General features: G+C 42.2%; 13 protein-coding genes. 8 read left to right on the forward strand and 5 right to left on the reverse strand.

Translation table 11 applies throughout. The features are described 5' to 3' along the window. Nucleotides 1–214: 214 nt before the first annotated feature. The 3 genes from PN447_RS18460 to petM form a co-directional block, all read right to left on the reverse strand. On the reverse strand, nt 215–1132 hold the full coding sequence (locus tag PN447_RS18460; RefSeq protein WP_271764469.1) for an NAD(+) kinase: 918 nt from the start codon (nt 1130–1132) through the stop codon (nt 215–217). A 122-nt stretch (nt 1133–1254) separates the two neighbouring features. Beyond that, nucleotides 1255–2259, reverse strand: a complete 1005-nt coding sequence (locus tag PN447_RS18465) for an SDR family oxidoreductase (protein ID WP_271764470.1) — start codon at nt 2257–2259, stop codon at nt 1255–1257. Nucleotides 2260–2436: 177 nt separating this feature from the next. After that, nucleotides 2437–2541 (reverse strand): cytochrome b6-f complex subunit PetM, encoded by a 105-nt coding sequence (petM, locus tag PN447_RS18470; protein WP_010998885.1) that lies wholly within the window; start codon nt 2539–2541, stop codon nt 2437–2439. A gap of 385 nt (nt 2542–2926) precedes the next feature. Between petM and pdxA the strand changes: the two genes are divergently transcribed. The 4 genes from pdxA to PN447_RS18490 all read left to right on the forward strand — a co-directional run bounded on the left by pdxA (nt 2927) and on the right by PN447_RS18490 (nt 8991). Then, nucleotides 2927–3985, forward strand: a complete 1059-nt coding sequence (gene pdxA / locus PN447_RS18475) for a 4-hydroxythreonine-4-phosphate dehydrogenase PdxA (RefSeq protein ID WP_271764471.1) — start codon at nt 2927–2929, stop codon at nt 3983–3985. Between the two features lie 229 nt (nt 3986–4214). Next, nucleotides 4215–6074 (forward strand): NAD(P)H-quinone oxidoreductase subunit F, encoded by a 1860-nt coding sequence (locus PN447_RS18480; protein ID WP_271764472.1) that lies wholly within the window; start codon nt 4215–4217, stop codon nt 6072–6074. Nucleotides 6075–6122: 48 nt separating this feature from the next. Further along, nucleotides 6123–7625 (forward strand): NADH-quinone oxidoreductase subunit M, encoded by a 1503-nt coding sequence (locus PN447_RS18485; RefSeq protein WP_271764473.1) that lies wholly within the window; start codon nt 6123–6125, stop codon nt 7623–7625. Between the two features lie 52 nt (nt 7626–7677). Continuing rightward, nucleotides 7678–8991, forward strand: coding sequence for a CO2 hydration protein (locus PN447_RS18490; protein ID WP_271764474.1), 1314 nt, complete (start codon nt 7678–7680; stop codon nt 8989–8991). Between the two features lie 204 nt (nt 8992–9195). Here the strand turns inward: PN447_RS18490 and PN447_RS18495 are convergent, their stop codons facing one another. Beyond that, on the reverse strand, nt 9196–9438 hold the full coding sequence (locus tag PN447_RS18495) for a hypothetical protein (protein WP_271764475.1): 243 nt from the start codon (nt 9436–9438) through the stop codon (nt 9196–9198). Nucleotides 9439–9537: 99 nt separating this feature from the next. After that, the gene (locus tag PN447_RS18500; RefSeq protein ID WP_271764476.1) at nt 9538–9825 is read right to left on the reverse strand and encodes a hypothetical protein; all 288 of its coding nucleotides are present in this window, start codon (nt 9823–9825) and stop codon (nt 9538–9540) included. 188 nt (nt 9826–10013) lie between these two features. On the opposite strand from PN447_RS18500, the gene kdpA reads away from it, so the two are divergent. The 4 genes from kdpA (at nt 10014) to PN447_RS18520 (ending at nt 15236) form a co-directional block, all read left to right on the forward strand. Next, nucleotides 10014–11699, forward strand: a complete 1686-nt coding sequence (gene kdpA / locus PN447_RS18505) for a potassium-transporting ATPase subunit KdpA (protein ID WP_271764477.1) — start codon at nt 10014–10016, stop codon at nt 11697–11699. A gap of 27 nt (nt 11700–11726) precedes the next feature. Further along, nucleotides 11727–13796 (forward strand): potassium-transporting ATPase subunit KdpB, encoded by a 2070-nt coding sequence (gene kdpB / locus PN447_RS18510; protein ID WP_271764478.1) that lies wholly within the window; start codon nt 11727–11729, stop codon nt 13794–13796. A gap of 24 nt (nt 13797–13820) precedes the next feature. Further along, a complete protein-coding gene (locus PN447_RS18515; protein WP_271764479.1) occupies nt 13821–14009 on the forward strand; it encodes a potassium-transporting ATPase subunit F in 189 nt (62 codons plus the stop codon). Nucleotides 14010–14126: 117 nt separating this feature from the next. Then, nucleotides 14127–15236 carry a sensor protein KdpD gene (locus PN447_RS18520; protein WP_271764480.1) on the forward strand — a complete coding sequence of 370 codons (1110 nt, stop codon included), beginning with the start codon at nt 14127–14129 and terminating at the stop codon, nt 15234–15236. The last annotated feature ends 234 nt before the right edge of the window (nt 15237–15470 follow it).

The following is a 15470-nucleotide window of genomic DNA, read 5'->3' on the forward strand; positions in this document are numbered from 1 at the left end:
AATGGTTCCCTAAATATATTAAGAAAGGTAGCTGGGGACTCTATCTTTGATGGAAACTCAGTAGAGAGGCTTGTAGTTAGCCCAGTAAGGTTTAGACCTTACCAAGCTAAAAATATTTGACTATATTTTTAGTAACTATGAGCGGGTAATTAAGATAGATGCAATTTTTATCCCTGATTACTCGTGGCAGATGATTCCTAGTAATTCATGGTTACTAAGGGAGCTCTACCGATGTCGGTTTGGCGATATGTGGTAGACCCCAACCGAGCTTTTCTCGCAAGATGCGGAAAAATTCCGGCGGTTGGAGACGAATGAATCGGACACTATAGCGCGATCGCTCTAAACATACCCGATCTTCTGGGAAGATATAACATCCCCCATTACCATCAACTACCATCACCAGCCGGGGAATATTCACGGGATAAATATTGACTGTTTCCGTATCTGGAAATACCAATGCCCTAGAAGCCAGGGAGTGAGGGCAAATGGGTACTAACTGCAAGACAGGTACACCAGGAGTGATGACTGGACCCCCGGCGCTTAATGAATAAGCAGTGGAACCCGTGGGGGTAGAAACTATGATACCATCCGCCGCAATATCCACTGGTGCGTGTCGCCCCACAGCAATTTCAAAATGGCACATAGAGGTTAAGGGTTCTCGATGCAAAACCATTTCATTTAAGCAGAGGGCTTCCCACAGCACGGACTCACCGCGAAACACCCTCACAGTGAGCATGGCTTGTTCTTCGATGTCAAAATCACCCGCCATCGCTTGCTCTATAGCTTGAGGGAGTTGATTAACATAAGTTTCCGTCAAAAATCCCATATGACCAGTATTCACCGTTAACAGGGGAATACCAGTAGGGGCAACCTGACGGGAAGCTGCTAAAACAGTGCCATCTCCCCCTAGTACCACAGCGAACCTCATTTCCGAGTCGAAACCGGGGGGAGTTAGTCCGTCAATGGGGGTGTGGCACACAGGACTCTCTGGACTAGAGTAGCCCAATATACCACCCATACTTGTGGTGCTAATTACATCCCAACCAGCGGTGGTAAGTTTGTCTTGCAGTTCCATAGCGATGCGACTCGCTATCGGTTTAACGTTATTGTAAATAATGCCTGCTTTCGGCACACTCAAATATCCAAGTTTTGGCGATGCTTTTTACTTCTGTCATCCTGACATATTTTGGACAGTGTAGTCATTAGTCTCTCAAAATATCCCCATGAATCACCAATGACCAGGAACTAATCATTTTATTGACTATTAACTTTGGAAGACTGCTTAAACGGAGTTTTTTTAGATTTCTCTTTTTTCTGTTTCGATTTATTTTTCTCGTAGTCTAGCTCTTTGAGCTTCTTCATAATGCGACCGAAATAATCTTGCAGGTAGCTTTCCAGAGTTGTGGTTTGTTCTTTGTCCAATCCCAAGAGTTGGTAAACATCATCCATGGGAGCATTTAACGGTTTACCACTGGCTAAGACTTCTGTAAATTCCAGCCTGTCTGCAACGTTCCACCCCCACTGAAAGAAGCGGATAACTCGGCGCACTGTACGCAGCAGGTTAATTGGCATTTTGGTGATTCTGGCTTCTTTCCCAGATAAACGCTCACACAGGTTAATAATTTCCTCAGCACTCCAAGGGCGAGTACCCACCACAGGGAAAGCTTGTTTGTGCGTTTCTGGCACATTCAAACTGCGAATAGCAAATTTAGCGATGTCTTGAGTATCCATATAAGCCACTGGGGAAGAATTACCAGTTACCCAAACTGGTTGATTTTCCAAAATGGGGATACCATATTGACCGATTAGGCCTTGCATAAAGCCAGCTAGCCGCAAAATTGTGTAGTTTATACCAGACTCAGCTAAAAATAGTTCTGTACACCGCTTAATTTCCATCAGTGGTACTTCTGGATACTGGTCTGCATCAAGAATAGAAAAGAATATAAAACGTTCTACACCCGCAGTTTTTGCGGCTTGAATTAATGCGACCTTACCATCCCAATCCACTTGTTTAATAGTCAGTGAATCTGTAGCACGGGATGTTGCAGCATCAATGACCGCCGTTACACCCTCCATGGCTCCTGTAAGGCTTTGGGGCTTACACAAATCCCCTTTGACTAATTCAGCACCCCATTCTTTGAGAAATGCAGCTCTTTTGGGACTCCGCACCAGACAGCGTACTTTATGCCCCTCATCGATCGCACGACGAGCCACTTGTCTTCCTAATGTGCCAGTGGCACCGACAATTAATAAAGTCATGAGGTTAGTAATAAATTTTTAACTTTTATGAAATGAATCTTAACAGAATTAGCTGTGTAAACAAAAGTTTACATTATTTTCATTAATCTTTTGAATCTTGGCAGGTCTGGGAAGCGGGAAACAAGAGAAGTTAATTCTCTGTCTCGGTCTCGGTTCCCAGCCCCCATCCTGGGAGGATTATTCCTCTGCGCCCTGAATTTTCAGTAATAAAGCACCTAAGGCCCAACCCACGAAGATTAAACCGAAAGACAACAGCGCTGCATTCAGAAGTTCGCCGCTCATGATTGTGATTCTCCTTTACGAATGGTTGATGTTCAGTTTTGCTAAAGGAAAACCTTAAGATTTCCTCTTAACTGGGCTACTTTCACTAGATTGAGTCATGACTCCAATCTAATTTTCACCAGTTCCATGACAAAATGCTCACAATTGTTCACATTTTTTTGGCTTTTACTCAGAAGTATCGCCACTATGCTAGTCCACCAGTTAACACCACCAAGGCATAGCCATGAGGCATATTCGGTTAAACTAGCTCTACTAGAAGCGCTATCAAGGCTTCTTTTTCATGAGACCTGTGTAAATAATTCTAAACCAGTTTGATGCTCAATCCCTAATTTTCCCTTTGACAAGTTCCTAGATGGCAGTTTTATTCAATATATCTCTGTATTAAATGAATCAAATCAAAACAGTGAAATTATCTAATATAAATCCCCCGCGTTTGGCGTTAACACTGGGAGACCCCGCTGGAATCGGACCAGAGGTAATTTTAAAGGCTTTGGCTGATAGAGCTATTTGTCAAAAATATGACCTGACAGTTGTGGGTAATAGAGATTTATTGTTAGGGGTCTATGAACGACTCAATACAATTGATTTAGCTCATCCAGACCAGTTACAAGTGCTGGATGTGCCATTAGATAGGGAAATTACAGACAATATTATTGTTGGTCAGGGTAATGCTGCTAGTGGTGCGGCTAGTTTTGCCTATATGGAAGATGCGATTGCCAGCACATTGTCGGGTAATTTTGATGCTATTGTCACCGGACCGGTGGCTAAATCTGCTTGGAAGTTAGCAGGTTACAATTATCCCGGACAAACCGAACTTCTAGCCGCAAAAGCTGGGGTTGACCGCTTCGGGATGTTATTTGTCGCCCGCTCTCCTCACACTGCTTGGACACTCCGCACTTTACTATCTACCACACACATTCCCTTAAGTCAAGTAGCCCCTACACTCACACCAAAATTATTGACAGAAAAATTAGATTTACTGGTAGAGTGTTTAGAACAGGATTTTGGCTTAAAAACTGGCAGAATAGCGATCGCCGGTTTAAACCCCCACAGTGGGGAAGAAGGACAACTGGGAACTGAAGAACAAGACTGGTTAATTCCCTGGTTAGAACAAGAACGACAAAATCGCCCCCATTGGCAGTTAGAAGGGCCCATACCACCTGATACCATGTGGGTTAAGCCGGGTCTTGCTTGGTATGGTCATACTTCGGTGCATAATCCCGCCGATGCTTATTTGGCGCTTTACCACGACCAGGGCTTAATTCCAGTTAAGTTGATGGCTTTTGACCGCGCCGTTAACACTTCCATTGGGTTACCTTTTGTCCGCACTTCTCCAGATCATGGTACAGCATTTGACATTGCAGGACGGGGAATTGCTGATGCTACAAGTATGAAAGCAGCTATAGAATTGGCGGCGGAATTAGTTATAACCCGTAAATCATAGATAATAATCTATGGTTTAGTCATAAACAATTGATTGTATAAGAATTAATTAGAGTAAACATTATAGATTAGTCTAATTATGTAATTCCTTTTTGGCCAGAAAAAAGGTAAGCTAGAAAAATTAAAGAAAAATAAATTTATCATTCGCCAAATAAGTAGCTAACTGGAAGCCAGAGGAAATTATCTCTGTTGCCTAGCTAATTTATACCATCAATAAAGAGGTGAATTTCATGATTCAGTTTCTCATAGGGACTGTTTGGCTAGTCCCTTGTTATGCCTTTATCGGTGGACTTTTAGCCATTCCTTGGTCACCGGGAGTCATTAAGAAAACCGGCTCAAGACCAGCAGGTTATGTCAATTTATTCATGACATTTTTGTCATTACTTCATAGTGTCTTTGCTTTTATATTCATCTGGAATCAACCCCCCCAAGAAATATTTATTCCTTGGCTATCCACTGCAGGTTTAAACCTCACCATTTCCTTAGAAATTTCTGCAGTTAGTGTAGGTGCAATGGTCGTAATCACTGGATTAAATTTCTTAGCACAAATTTTTGCAGTTGGTTACATGGAAATGGATTGGGGTTGGGGGCGCTTCTATTCTTTATTGGGATTGTTTGAAGCGGGATTATCTGCCCTAACTTTGTGCAATGATCTGTTTTTCAGCTATGTAATTTTGGAAATTCTCACACTAGGAACCTATCTCTTAGTAGGGTTATGGTTTAGTCAACCCTTGGTAGTCACCGGTGCTAGAGATGCTTTCCTCACCAAGCGGATAGGAGACTTATTCTTACTCATGGGAGTCTTGGGTTTATGGACTTTATCAGGGACATGGGACTATACAGAGTTAGCAGCATGGGCGAGTAATGCTGAAGTAAATCCCACGGTCATCACATTAGTAGGTTTAGCATTAGTTGCTGGACCCATGGGTAAATGCGCTCAATTTCCCCTGCATTTATGGTTAGATGAAGCCATGGAAGGACCTATTCCCAGTACAATTTTACGTAACTCCGTAGTAGTTGCTAGCGGTGCATGGGTATTAATTAAACTCCAACCTGTATTAAGTTTATCCCCTGTGGTTTCATGGTTTATTGTCGCCATCGGTGTAGTTACTGCTGTAGGTGCATCCTTAATTGCGATCGCTCAAGTTGACGTTAAACGCTGCTTATCTTATTCTGTTAGTGCTTACATGGGCTTAGTGTTTATTGCTGTAGGCACGCAACAAGATGAAACAGCATTATTACTGGTACTTGCCCATGCTTTAGCATCTGCATTATTGGTCATGAGCACCGGGGGTATTGTCTGGAATAGTATCACCCAAGATGTTACTCAACTAGGTGGCCTGTGGACACGTCGCCCTATTTCCGGGTTAGCTTTTATCGTCGGTACTTTGGGATTAATTGCTTTTCCCCCCCTAGGTGGCTTTTGGGCTTTAGTGAAATTAGCTGATGGACTGTGGGAAAATTACCCCTGGTTAGTGGGAATTATTCTCATAGTCAACACCTTAACAGCCATCAGTTTAACGAGAGAATTTGGCTTAATTTTTGGTGGTCAAGCTAAACCAATGAGTGAGCGATCGCCCGAAGTTCATTGGCCGATGATCATGCCCATGGTGATCTTATTTGGCGTAGTCCTGCATTTGCCTTTAGTTTTACAAAGCTTATCAATATTACCTAGTTGGGCAACCCTAAATAAAGATTTAGTACTATTACTGATTTGGTCAAGTATTTTTGGTTGTAGCATTAGCGCCGTCATTTATTTAGGCAACATTCCCAAACCAATTCGCCTACCTTGGCAACCTTTACAAGACTTATTAGCATACGACTTTTACACACCCAAAATCTATCGTATGACCATCATTTTCAGCGTTGACCAACTTTCTAAATTCGCTGATATGATTGACCGCTTCATAGTTGATGGTATCGTCAATTTCGTCGGGTTATTTTCCCTGTTAGGCGGCGAAGGATTGAAATACAGCACCACTGGACAGACCCAGTTTTATAACTTCACTGTACTGTTAGGAGTCAGCATTTTCTGTGTATGGATAACCTGGCCTTTCTGGAAAGTACAGTTTTTAAGTTTGATGTTTTAACGCCTCAACCGTAAATCAACACCAAGGAAAACATCGGGACCATATCATATGTTGAGTTTTCTGATTTGGATACCAATTATCAGCGCCGTAATTATTGGTTTTTTACCTCATAAACTGGTTTCCCCTAGTCGCATTCGCCTAGTATCTTTAACCGTAGCCGCCATAGTCTTAGGCTGGAACTTGTTGATTTTAGTGAAATTCGACCCCAGCAACTCTGGAATGCAATTTCAAGAATATCTCCCCTGGAATGAAACCTTGGGTTTGAGTTATCAACTGGGAGTTGATGGCTTATCAATTTTAATGTTGATACTCAATAGTTTACTTACCTGGATAGCCATTTACAGCAGTAACAAAGAAACTCAACGCCCCCGACTATTTTACCCCCTGATTTTATTCGTGAGTGGGGGTGTTGCTGGTGCATTCTTAGCAGAAAACCTGCTGTTATTCTTCCTATTCTACGAACTAGAATTAATCCCCTTTTACCTCTTAATTTCCATTTGGGGAGGGGAAAAACGCACTTATGCTGGTATCAAATTCTTAATTTACACTGCTGTTTCCGGTGCTTTGATTTTAGCCAGCTTCCTAGGAATGGTATTCCTCAGTGGAGGTACTAGCTTTGCTTGGGATAGTTTATCTATTCAAAACATCGCCCCAGCTGCGCAACTCCTCCTCTTAGGAGGAATTATCTTAGGCTTCGGAATTAAAATTCCTCTAGTTCCCTTCCATACTTGGTTACCTGATGCTTATGTAGAAGCTTCCGCACCCATTGCTATTTTATTAGGCGGCGTTTTAGCTAAGTTGGGAACCTATGGACTGTTACGCTTTGGGATGGGAATGTTTCCCCAAGCTTGGAGTGTGGTAGCACCAACCTTGGCTTTTTGGGGGGCTATTAGTGCAATTTATGCCGCTGTAATTGCGATCGCCCAAAAAGATATCAAACGCATGGTAGCATATAGCTCCATCGGTCACATGGGTTATATCTTGTTAGCCAGCGCCTCTAGCACAGCCTTAGCCCTAGTGGGTGCAGTGGCTCAAATGTTCAGCCATGGTTTAATTCTGGCAATTCTTTTTCACCTAGTCGGGGTAGTAGAAGTCAAAGTTGGTACAAGGGAATTAGAAAAACTCAACGGTTTAATGAGTCCTATCCGCGGTTTACCCTTTATTAGCGCCCTACTAGTTCTCAGTGGTATGGCCAGTGCGGGTATTCCCGGTTTAACAGGATTTATAGCCGAATTTATTGTATTTCAAGGTAGTTTCTCAGTCTTTCCCATACCCACACTACTATGTATAGTATCTAGCGGCTTAACAGCGGTGTATTTCGTCATACTCCTCAACCGTACCTGTTTTGGCAAGCTGGATAATAATTTGGCTTACTATCCCAAAGTTTTGTGGTCAGAAAAAGTTCCCGCCTTAGTATTAGCAGCTCTAATTATCTTCTTGGGTGTACAACCCACCTGGTTAGTCCGTTGGAGCGAAACTACCACCACAGCCATGGTAGCCGCAATTACCCCCATAGAAAAAACCATAGTTGCTCAAATTCCCCACAATTAGCACTTCTGATCTTTGACCAACCCTTGACCATCATCATTGCGAGGCCATAATCATGGTACAAACTCCAGAGAAACCCACAAATAAACTACCTCCTTCCCGACATGAATTTGCTGATGTGATTCATCGCCTTGAAGCTGGTGGTTCTATGTTACCCGATACACCAGAAAATTTAAAACAAATCATCGGCATTTATAAAGCCTATGCAGTACCGATGGATTTTTACTGGCGTAACTTGCTGTATATTGCCGAACGAGTATTTTTAAATCCCCTACCCTTTTTTAAATACTTCTTACCTCAAGAATACTTAGAACTCCATAATCATTATGCCGGCGACGATGCAGAATTGAGAGTCTGGCGCGGACCGGCCACCGCACACCCTGAACTTTTGGCATTTATCGAGAAGGGTGAAACTATAAAAATGCCCAAATTATTACATCACCTATTCCATGACCGCATTAATATGGAGTTTGCCGAAGCCTGTATGCGGGCTATGTTTTGGCATAGAGGAATGGGTGGTAAATTTGACCCTTACTTAGACACACCAGAATATAAAGCCAACGCCGATAGAGCCATCAAAGCCTATTTTCAAGGTAACCCATTCATGTTAGGGCTTTATAAACTCTTCCCAGATATGTTTATAGAACAATGTCGCCAAATGTCTTACTATGCCAATTTGGGGCTGTTCTGGGAAGTCATGGCCCCTGTGTTTTTTGAAATGTCAGATTTATATGACGAAGGCAAAATTACCACAGTCCCGGAGGCCATGAATTTTCTGGTCAATGGCATTTTTGCAGTCGCCAATCGTCCCATTTACCATCATGTTTATATCCGGGGTGAATGTTACGAAATTATCCCCAAATCACAGGGCTTTGTCTGGCTTTATGAAGCAGCCTTACCTTATGTAGAAGCGGTTTTTTATCGTACCGCACCTTTTAGGGGGACAAAATCTTATAATGCTCAGGCGCGCCAAATACCAGATAACCAAGCAGATTTTCACTATGGTATTCTTTATGCTGATGTGTTCCCCGTTGGTACAGCAGGTATTCCCCCAACACTGTTAATGCAAGATATGTTGCATTTCTTACCACCATATTTAATGGAAGAATACAAACAACATTCTCGAGGTGAGGATGATATGTTAATTCAGTTGGGAGTTAGTTTTCAACGGTCAATGTACAATGTTACCTCTGCGGTGATTCAAGCCTTACGCACGGCCCTTCATTATCCTTTAGATGACCCTGAACCTGAGCATTTACAAGCTAATCGAGACTTTTTCGAGGCGCAGTTAAACCGCTTTACCCGTCCTGACTACGGTATTCGTGATGCGGCCCGTCTGGGTGACGTTCAACGCCAAGATTATCGCTGAAGTGTTCCCTAAGTTCCCTGAGCGAAGTCGAAGGGAACGACTAAGATCCCCGACTTCTTACATAATTGGGAGAATCTCAGATAACTTGTCCAGAAGTCGGGGATCTGTGTGACTCGAAGCTCATGTATTTAATTATCTTGACGGGATGCGATCGCGAAGCGCTGCAAAAAGCAGATCGCCTGTACCAGTTGCGTAAGTCCTATATTAATCTGCTCCTGGTAAATGAGACTTAACCAACTGTGCAAATTCTTCTAAAGAACTAACATTAATTGCTGATACAAATATTTCTTCTAAAAAAGATGTATCATCGATTTGATTAATGCTAGTAACCAGATTCTCTGGAATGTCACAAAACCGCACTTGTAGCAGTTTGATAATATTTTGTTTCAGAGTTTGCTTTCTGGTTTTTTCTATAGTCCGTTGTTCAATGTTCGTTAACAATGGCATTTTTAGTTTCTCCTGATAATTAGTTAATTTGGTTCTTCGGTACTTTATTCCCTGTTCCCTGTTCCCTGTTCCCTGTTCCCTAAGATAAAAATTACCTGTTTAATACTTTCCAAACATCCTCTCATATTGACTTTGTACTTCTACATGAATTAATACCCAAACTTCTTGATTATCTAACAACCACACCTGAAATAATTTATCAGCATGGCGGGTTTTACTCTCCGCAGTTGCGGTAATCTGCTCTAATTCTTTATCAAGAGAAATGGGGGTTTTAGTCCAATCTATTTCTTGATTTATTTCTGGGTAAAAGAAGGCGACAAAGGAATCAAAATAATCTCCTATTACTTCTTTCCAGGTTTCATCATAGTTAGCTGTAATTTCGGTCATGGTCATTAGAGTTTGTTATTAATTATTTTTTCTGCTTCTTTGGGAAAATCAGTTATGTTCACCGGATGGAAGATATTATGTTATGTTGAGATTTAAGCACATCATAGGACAATGGTATCTGAATATGTAAATTTTTCTGAAAACTTCAATATTTCCGAGAAAATTATGTACTGGGAGCCTATTTAATCATGTTACAAGGATGGATACAAATCGCCTTTACCCTAGTCATAGTCATCGGCACAACTCCATTATTAGGAAAGTATATAGCACAAGTTTTCATGGGAGAACAAACACTACTCAAACCCATAATTAATCCCTTAGAAAGAATAATTTATATCTTAAGTGGGGTGCGCCACCAGGAAAATATGACAGGATGGCAATATACCCAAGCGTTGCTCTATAGCAATTTAGTCATGGGGATTTTAGTTTATTTAATCCTCATGTTCCAAGGATGGTTACCCCTAAATACCACAGGATTAAGCGCGCCTAATTGGGATTTAGCATTACATACTACTATTTCCTTTGTTACCAACACCAACCAACAGCATTATACTGGTGAAACCACCTGGAGTTATGCCAGTCAAACCTTCGCTTTAGGTTTTTTAATGTTTACCTCAGCCGGTACGGGTATAACAGTTAGTATAGCCTTTATTCGTGGTTTAACTGGCAGACAGTTAGGCAACTTTTACAGTGACCTTATCAGGTCAATTACCCAGATATTATTGCCCATATCAATAATTGGCGGCTTATTATTGCTATTGGCTGGTGTACCAGAAACCTTAGCAGGACCAGCAACAGTCACCACCTTAGAAGGTGTAACCCAAGTAATAGCCCGTGGTCCAGTGGCCCACTACGAAATTATTAAAGAACTCGGAGAAAACGGTGGTGGCTTCTTTGGTGTCAACTCAGCACATCCCTTTGAAAATCCTAATGGCTTCTCCAACTTATTAGAGCAGTGGGCGATGATGGCCATACCCACCTCACTAATTTATACCTACGGTATATTTATGAATAACCGTAAGCAAGCATGGTTAGTATTTTGGATGGTATTAATAATTTTCGTTTTCTTAGTAGGAATTACAGCAGTAGGGGAATTTGGAGGAAATCCCTTAGTTAATTCCCTCTTAGGAGGAGAGCAACCCAACTTAGAAGGAAAAGAAGTACGATTTGGTTGGGCGCAAACCGCACTCTGGGCGGTCATGACCACAGCCACAATGTGCGGTGCTGTCAACGGAATGCACGACTCCTTAATGCCTCCTGGGGGTTTTGTCACCCTCTTTAATATGTTCTTACAAATAATTTGGGGAGGACAGGGAACCGGTACAGCTTACCTATTCATCTACTTAATTTTAACAGTATTTCTCACAGGCTTAATGGTAGGGAGAACACCAGAATTTTTAGGCAGAAAAATTGAAAAAAAAGAAATCGTTTTAGCCAGCATCATCTTATTAGTTCACCCCTTCGCCATTCTCATTCCTTGGGCGATTGTCTTTGCCTTTCCTAATACCCTCTCCGGTATTAGTAACCCTGGATTTCACGGAGTTTCCCAGGTAATTTACGAATATGCTTCTGCCGCAGCCAACAACGGTTCTGGTTTAGAAGGATTAAATGATCATACCCTATGGTGGAACCTGAGTACAAGTATCAGTATCTTAGCCGGGCGTTATATCCCTATCATGGCACTGTTACTTTTAGCAGATAGTATGTCTGGTAAAAAACCAGTACCTACCACCACCGGAACCCTGAGAACCGACACCAAACTATTCACAGCAGTTACAGCGGGGGTAATTTTAATCTTGGGCGCTCTCACCTTCCTTCCCGCCCTAGTCCTAGGTCCGGTAGCAGAAGCATTTCAACTAGTAGCAGGAAACTAACCAAAAATTCCACCCTTTCACCTCAAAATGGCAACAACTACAAGACGGCGAAAAAAACGCAAACATAAACCCCAAATCCCGCCATCTCAACTCTACCCCCAAGCATTTCGGCAAGCATTTGTCAAACTGCACCCACGTAACATGATCAAAAATCCAGTCATGTTCCTAGTCTGGTTAGGTACTCTCATCACAGCAGCAATGACAATTGCACCAAACATATTTGGCCCAACCCCAGGACAAAATCCCCGACTATTCAACGGACTGATCACCTTAATTTTATTCTCCACCGTTGTCTTTGCTAACTTTGCCGAAGCCATAGCCGAAGGACGAGGTAAAGCTCAAGCAGATGCTTTGCGCTCTGCAAAATCGGAAGCCAAAGCCCAAAAAATTCTCCCCGATGGTTCTATTCAAGAGGTGAATTCTACAGCCTTACGGCGAGGGGATACAATCAAAGTCACCGCTGGTGATGTCATACCCGCCGATGGTGAAGTAATTAGCGGTGTAGCCTCCGTTGATGAATCAGCTATTACAGGAGAATCAGCACCGGTATTAAAAGAACCGGGTTCAGACATTGCCAGTTCTGTAACCGGAGGAACCCGTATCGTCTCCGACGAGCTGATCATTCGAGTCACCACCGACCCTGGACAAGGCTTTATTGACCGCATGATTAGTTTAGTAGAAGGCGCTTCCCGCAGCAAAACACCTAACGAAATTGCTTTGACAGTTTTGCTGGCAGTGCTCACCCAAGTATTTTTAGTGGTAATTGCCACAATACCTACAGTGTCATTTTACCTCAACTCACCCCTGAGTATTGCCGTACTCATAGCCTTATTAGTAGCCCTAATTCCTACTACCATCGGCGGATTATTAAGTGCGATCGGCATTGCGGGAATGGATAGAGTAGCTCAATTTAATGTGATTGCCACTTCCGGGCGTGCAGTTGAAGCTTGCGGGGATATTAACACCCTGATCTTAGACAAAACCGGTACGATTACTTTGGGAAACCGCCTAGCAGAAGAATTTATTCCCGTCAACGGTCATTCTATGGTAGAGGTAGCCCAAGTTGCCCTAGCATCCAGTATCTTTGATCAAACACCAGAAGGTAAGTCAATTGTCACACTCGCAGAGAAATTAGGCGCAAAATTAGATTTTGACCCTCAACAAGCCGAAAGTATCGAATTTTCGGCCAGAACTCGCATGAGTGGCACTAACTTATCTAACGGCGTAGAAATTCGCAAAGGCGCAGTCAATGCCATTAAAGGATTTGTCAGGTCTCGCAATGGAGATTTAACATCTGAGCTTGACACCGCGTTTCAAAGAGTCTCCCAACTAGGTGGCACTCCCCTAGCCCTATGTAAAAACAATGAGATATATGGTGTAATTTATCTCAAAGATATAATTAAGCCGGGGATTCGGGAACGATTTGACCAGATGCGACGCATGGGCATTAAAACCATCATGCTCACAGGTGATAACCACATGACCGCATCTGTAATTGCCCAAGAAGCCGGAGTTGATGACTTCATCGCCGAAGCCACACCGGAAGACAAAATTAAAGTCATTCAGAGTGAACAAGCCCAAGGAAAACTGGTAGCCATGACCGGAGATGGCACCAACGATGCCCCTGCCTTAGCTCAAGCCAATGTAGGTGTAGCAATGAATACGGGTACTCAAGCTGCCAAAGAAGCCGCTAACATGGTAGACCTAGATTCTGACCCCACCAAGTTAATTGATATTGTCACTATTGGTAAACAATTGCTGATTACCCGTGGTGCACTCACCACCTTTTCCATTGCCAACGATATCGCCAAATACTTCGCCATCCTCCCGGCTATCTTCGCTGGTATTGGTGTTGGCCCTCTCAATATTATGGCTTTAACCAGTACCCAATCTGCCATTCTCTCAGCCTTAATTTATAATGCCTTAATCATTCCCGCCCTCATTCCCCTAGCACTAACTGGCGTTAAATTCCGACCACTCACCGCCGACCAACTTCTACAACGGAACATATTCATCTACGGACTGGGCGGCGTTATCACACCCTTCATTGCCATCAAAATCATAGACCTTTTGATCACAACCATAGGACTAGCATAATCCCACAGCCTTTGGGTTTTAATTATGAAAAAACTATCTTTTACCCTCTTCCTCTCACTCATTCTGAATTTATTCCTAGCACAAATCCTTTACGCCGCCACCCCTGAAGCAATATCGCGCCCTGCATCCTACGCCATTACCCTTTTAGGACTAGCCACTTTTGGCGTCAGTATGTATTTGTTTGCTGTCATTTTTCAACCAGAGAAATTTTAACTATAGTTATCCTATTTGAGTTGAGAAATTATCAGTGAGGAAAGGGAACAGGGAACAGGGAACAGAAATTGTTCACAAATCAAATACGAGTCCTATATCTTACTTATGTTTGTATTTATGTTTGATTCCTCTGATCATATTCATCTTCTCCCCCTCCGACGTGGGAAACATAAAATTTTTATTGGTATGGCTCCCGGTGTCGGCAAAACTTACAAAATGCTTGAGGAAGCACATCAACTCAAACAAGATGGTATTGATGTAGTGATCGGGATCTTAGAAACTCATGGACGCAAAGAAACCGCCATGAAAGCCGCGGGAATAGAGGTAATTCCCCAAAAAGCTTTTATCCACCAGAACGTTACTCTACAGGAAATAGATACAGATGCAATTGTGCAACGTTCCCCTCAACTCGTTTTAGTGGATGAACTCGCTCATACTAACGCCCCTGGTTCCCCAAGGAAAAAACGCTATCAGGATGTAGAAGTCATTTTAGCAGCGGGAATAGATGTTTATTCTACTGTTAATATTCAACATTTGGAAAGTTTGAATGATTTAGTCGCCAGAATTACAGGTGTTGTGGTGCGAGAGCGCATTCCTGATTATGTATTAGATGAAGCTGATGCTATTGTGGTCATTGATATTACACCACAAACTTTAGAAGAGCGCTTACAAGAAGGTAAAATTTACGCCACTGAGCAAATTGAGCCATCTCTGAAAAACTTTTTTCGCCGTCGTAATCTGATTGCTTTAAGGGAACTAGCATTAAGAGAAGTAGCAGATACGGTAGAAGAACAAGCAAATACTGCCAACTTTTTACAGCCTAATTACAACATTCAAGAACGGGTGTTAGTATGTGTATCTACTTATCCTGGTTCCGTGCAATTATTACGGCGAGGCGCACGCATTGCCCACTATATGAATGCTCGACTGTATGCTGTGTTTGTGGCCAATCCTGAACGATTCTTGACTAAAGAAGAAACTTTACATATAGATACCTGTGAGCATTTATGCCGAGATTTGGGCGGGGAGTTTTTACATATTAAAAGCCAAAATGTTGCTCAAGAAATTTCTCAAGTAGCAACAAATTATCATATTACACAAATTATTATTGGTGAAACTAAACAGCCGCGTTGGCAAAGATGGTTTCAAAACTCTTTTACTCAACAAATGATAGATTTAACTAGAAATAGAAATATAGATTTATATATTATTTCCACAGATAAATAACTCATTAAATCACAACCCAGATACCCGACTTCTTCAATAAATCGGGTATCTAAGAGGATGTTTGTCAAGTCATGATTAGTGCATCAACTATTGTTTGACCCCACCCCCTTCCTTACAAGGGTAGGTTTTTAATATGATCTGTGAAGGCAAGACCACCGAAGACAAGGAAGGAAAGTGGACAAGGAAGATTTTATACGGACAATGGTCTTTTAAGGGGCTATTTTTCTTACTAAG

Source organism: Anabaena sp. CS-542/02, from assembly GCF_028331085.1.
Taxonomy (GTDB): domain Bacteria; phylum Cyanobacteriota; class Cyanobacteriia; order Cyanobacteriales; family Nostocaceae; genus Anabaenopsis; species Anabaenopsis arnoldii.

What these genes read in the sequence shown, in the direction of transcription:
- PN447_RS18465 (WP_271764470.1), bottom strand. Translation starts at nt 2,259, where the DNA reads ATGACTTTATTAATTGTCGGTGCCACTGGCACATTAGGAAGACAAGTG.
- petM (WP_010998885.1), bottom strand. Translation starts at nt 2,541, where the DNA reads ATGAGCGGCGAACTTCTGAATGCAGCGCTGTTGTCTTTCGGTTTAATC.
- pdxA (WP_271764471.1), top strand. Translation starts at nt 2,927, where the DNA reads ATGAATCAAATCAAAACAGTGAAATTATCTAATATAAATCCCCCGCGT.
- PN447_RS18480 (WP_271764472.1), top strand. Translation starts at nt 4,215, where the DNA reads ATGATTCAGTTTCTCATAGGGACTGTTTGGCTAGTCCCTTGTTATGCC.
- PN447_RS18485 (WP_271764473.1), top strand. Translation starts at nt 6,123, where the DNA reads ATGTTGAGTTTTCTGATTTGGATACCAATTATCAGCGCCGTAATTATT.
- PN447_RS18490 (WP_271764474.1), top strand. Translation starts at nt 7,678, where the DNA reads ATGGTACAAACTCCAGAGAAACCCACAAATAAACTACCTCCTTCCCGA.
- PN447_RS18495 (WP_271764475.1), bottom strand. Translation starts at nt 9,438, where the DNA reads ATGCCATTGTTAACGAACATTGAACAACGGACTATAGAAAAAACCAGA.
- PN447_RS18500 (WP_271764476.1), bottom strand. Translation starts at nt 9,825, where the DNA reads ATGACCGAAATTACAGCTAACTATGATGAAACCTGGAAAGAAGTAATA.
- kdpA (WP_271764477.1), top strand. Translation starts at nt 10,014, where the DNA reads ATGTTACAAGGATGGATACAAATCGCCTTTACCCTAGTCATAGTCATC.
- kdpB (WP_271764478.1), top strand. Translation starts at nt 11,727, where the DNA reads ATGGCAACAACTACAAGACGGCGAAAAAAACGCAAACATAAACCCCAA.
- PN447_RS18515 (WP_271764479.1), top strand. Translation starts at nt 13,821, where the DNA reads ATGAAAAAACTATCTTTTACCCTCTTCCTCTCACTCATTCTGAATTTA.
- PN447_RS18520 (WP_271764480.1), top strand. Translation starts at nt 14,127, where the DNA reads ATGTTTGATTCCTCTGATCATATTCATCTTCTCCCCCTCCGACGTGGG.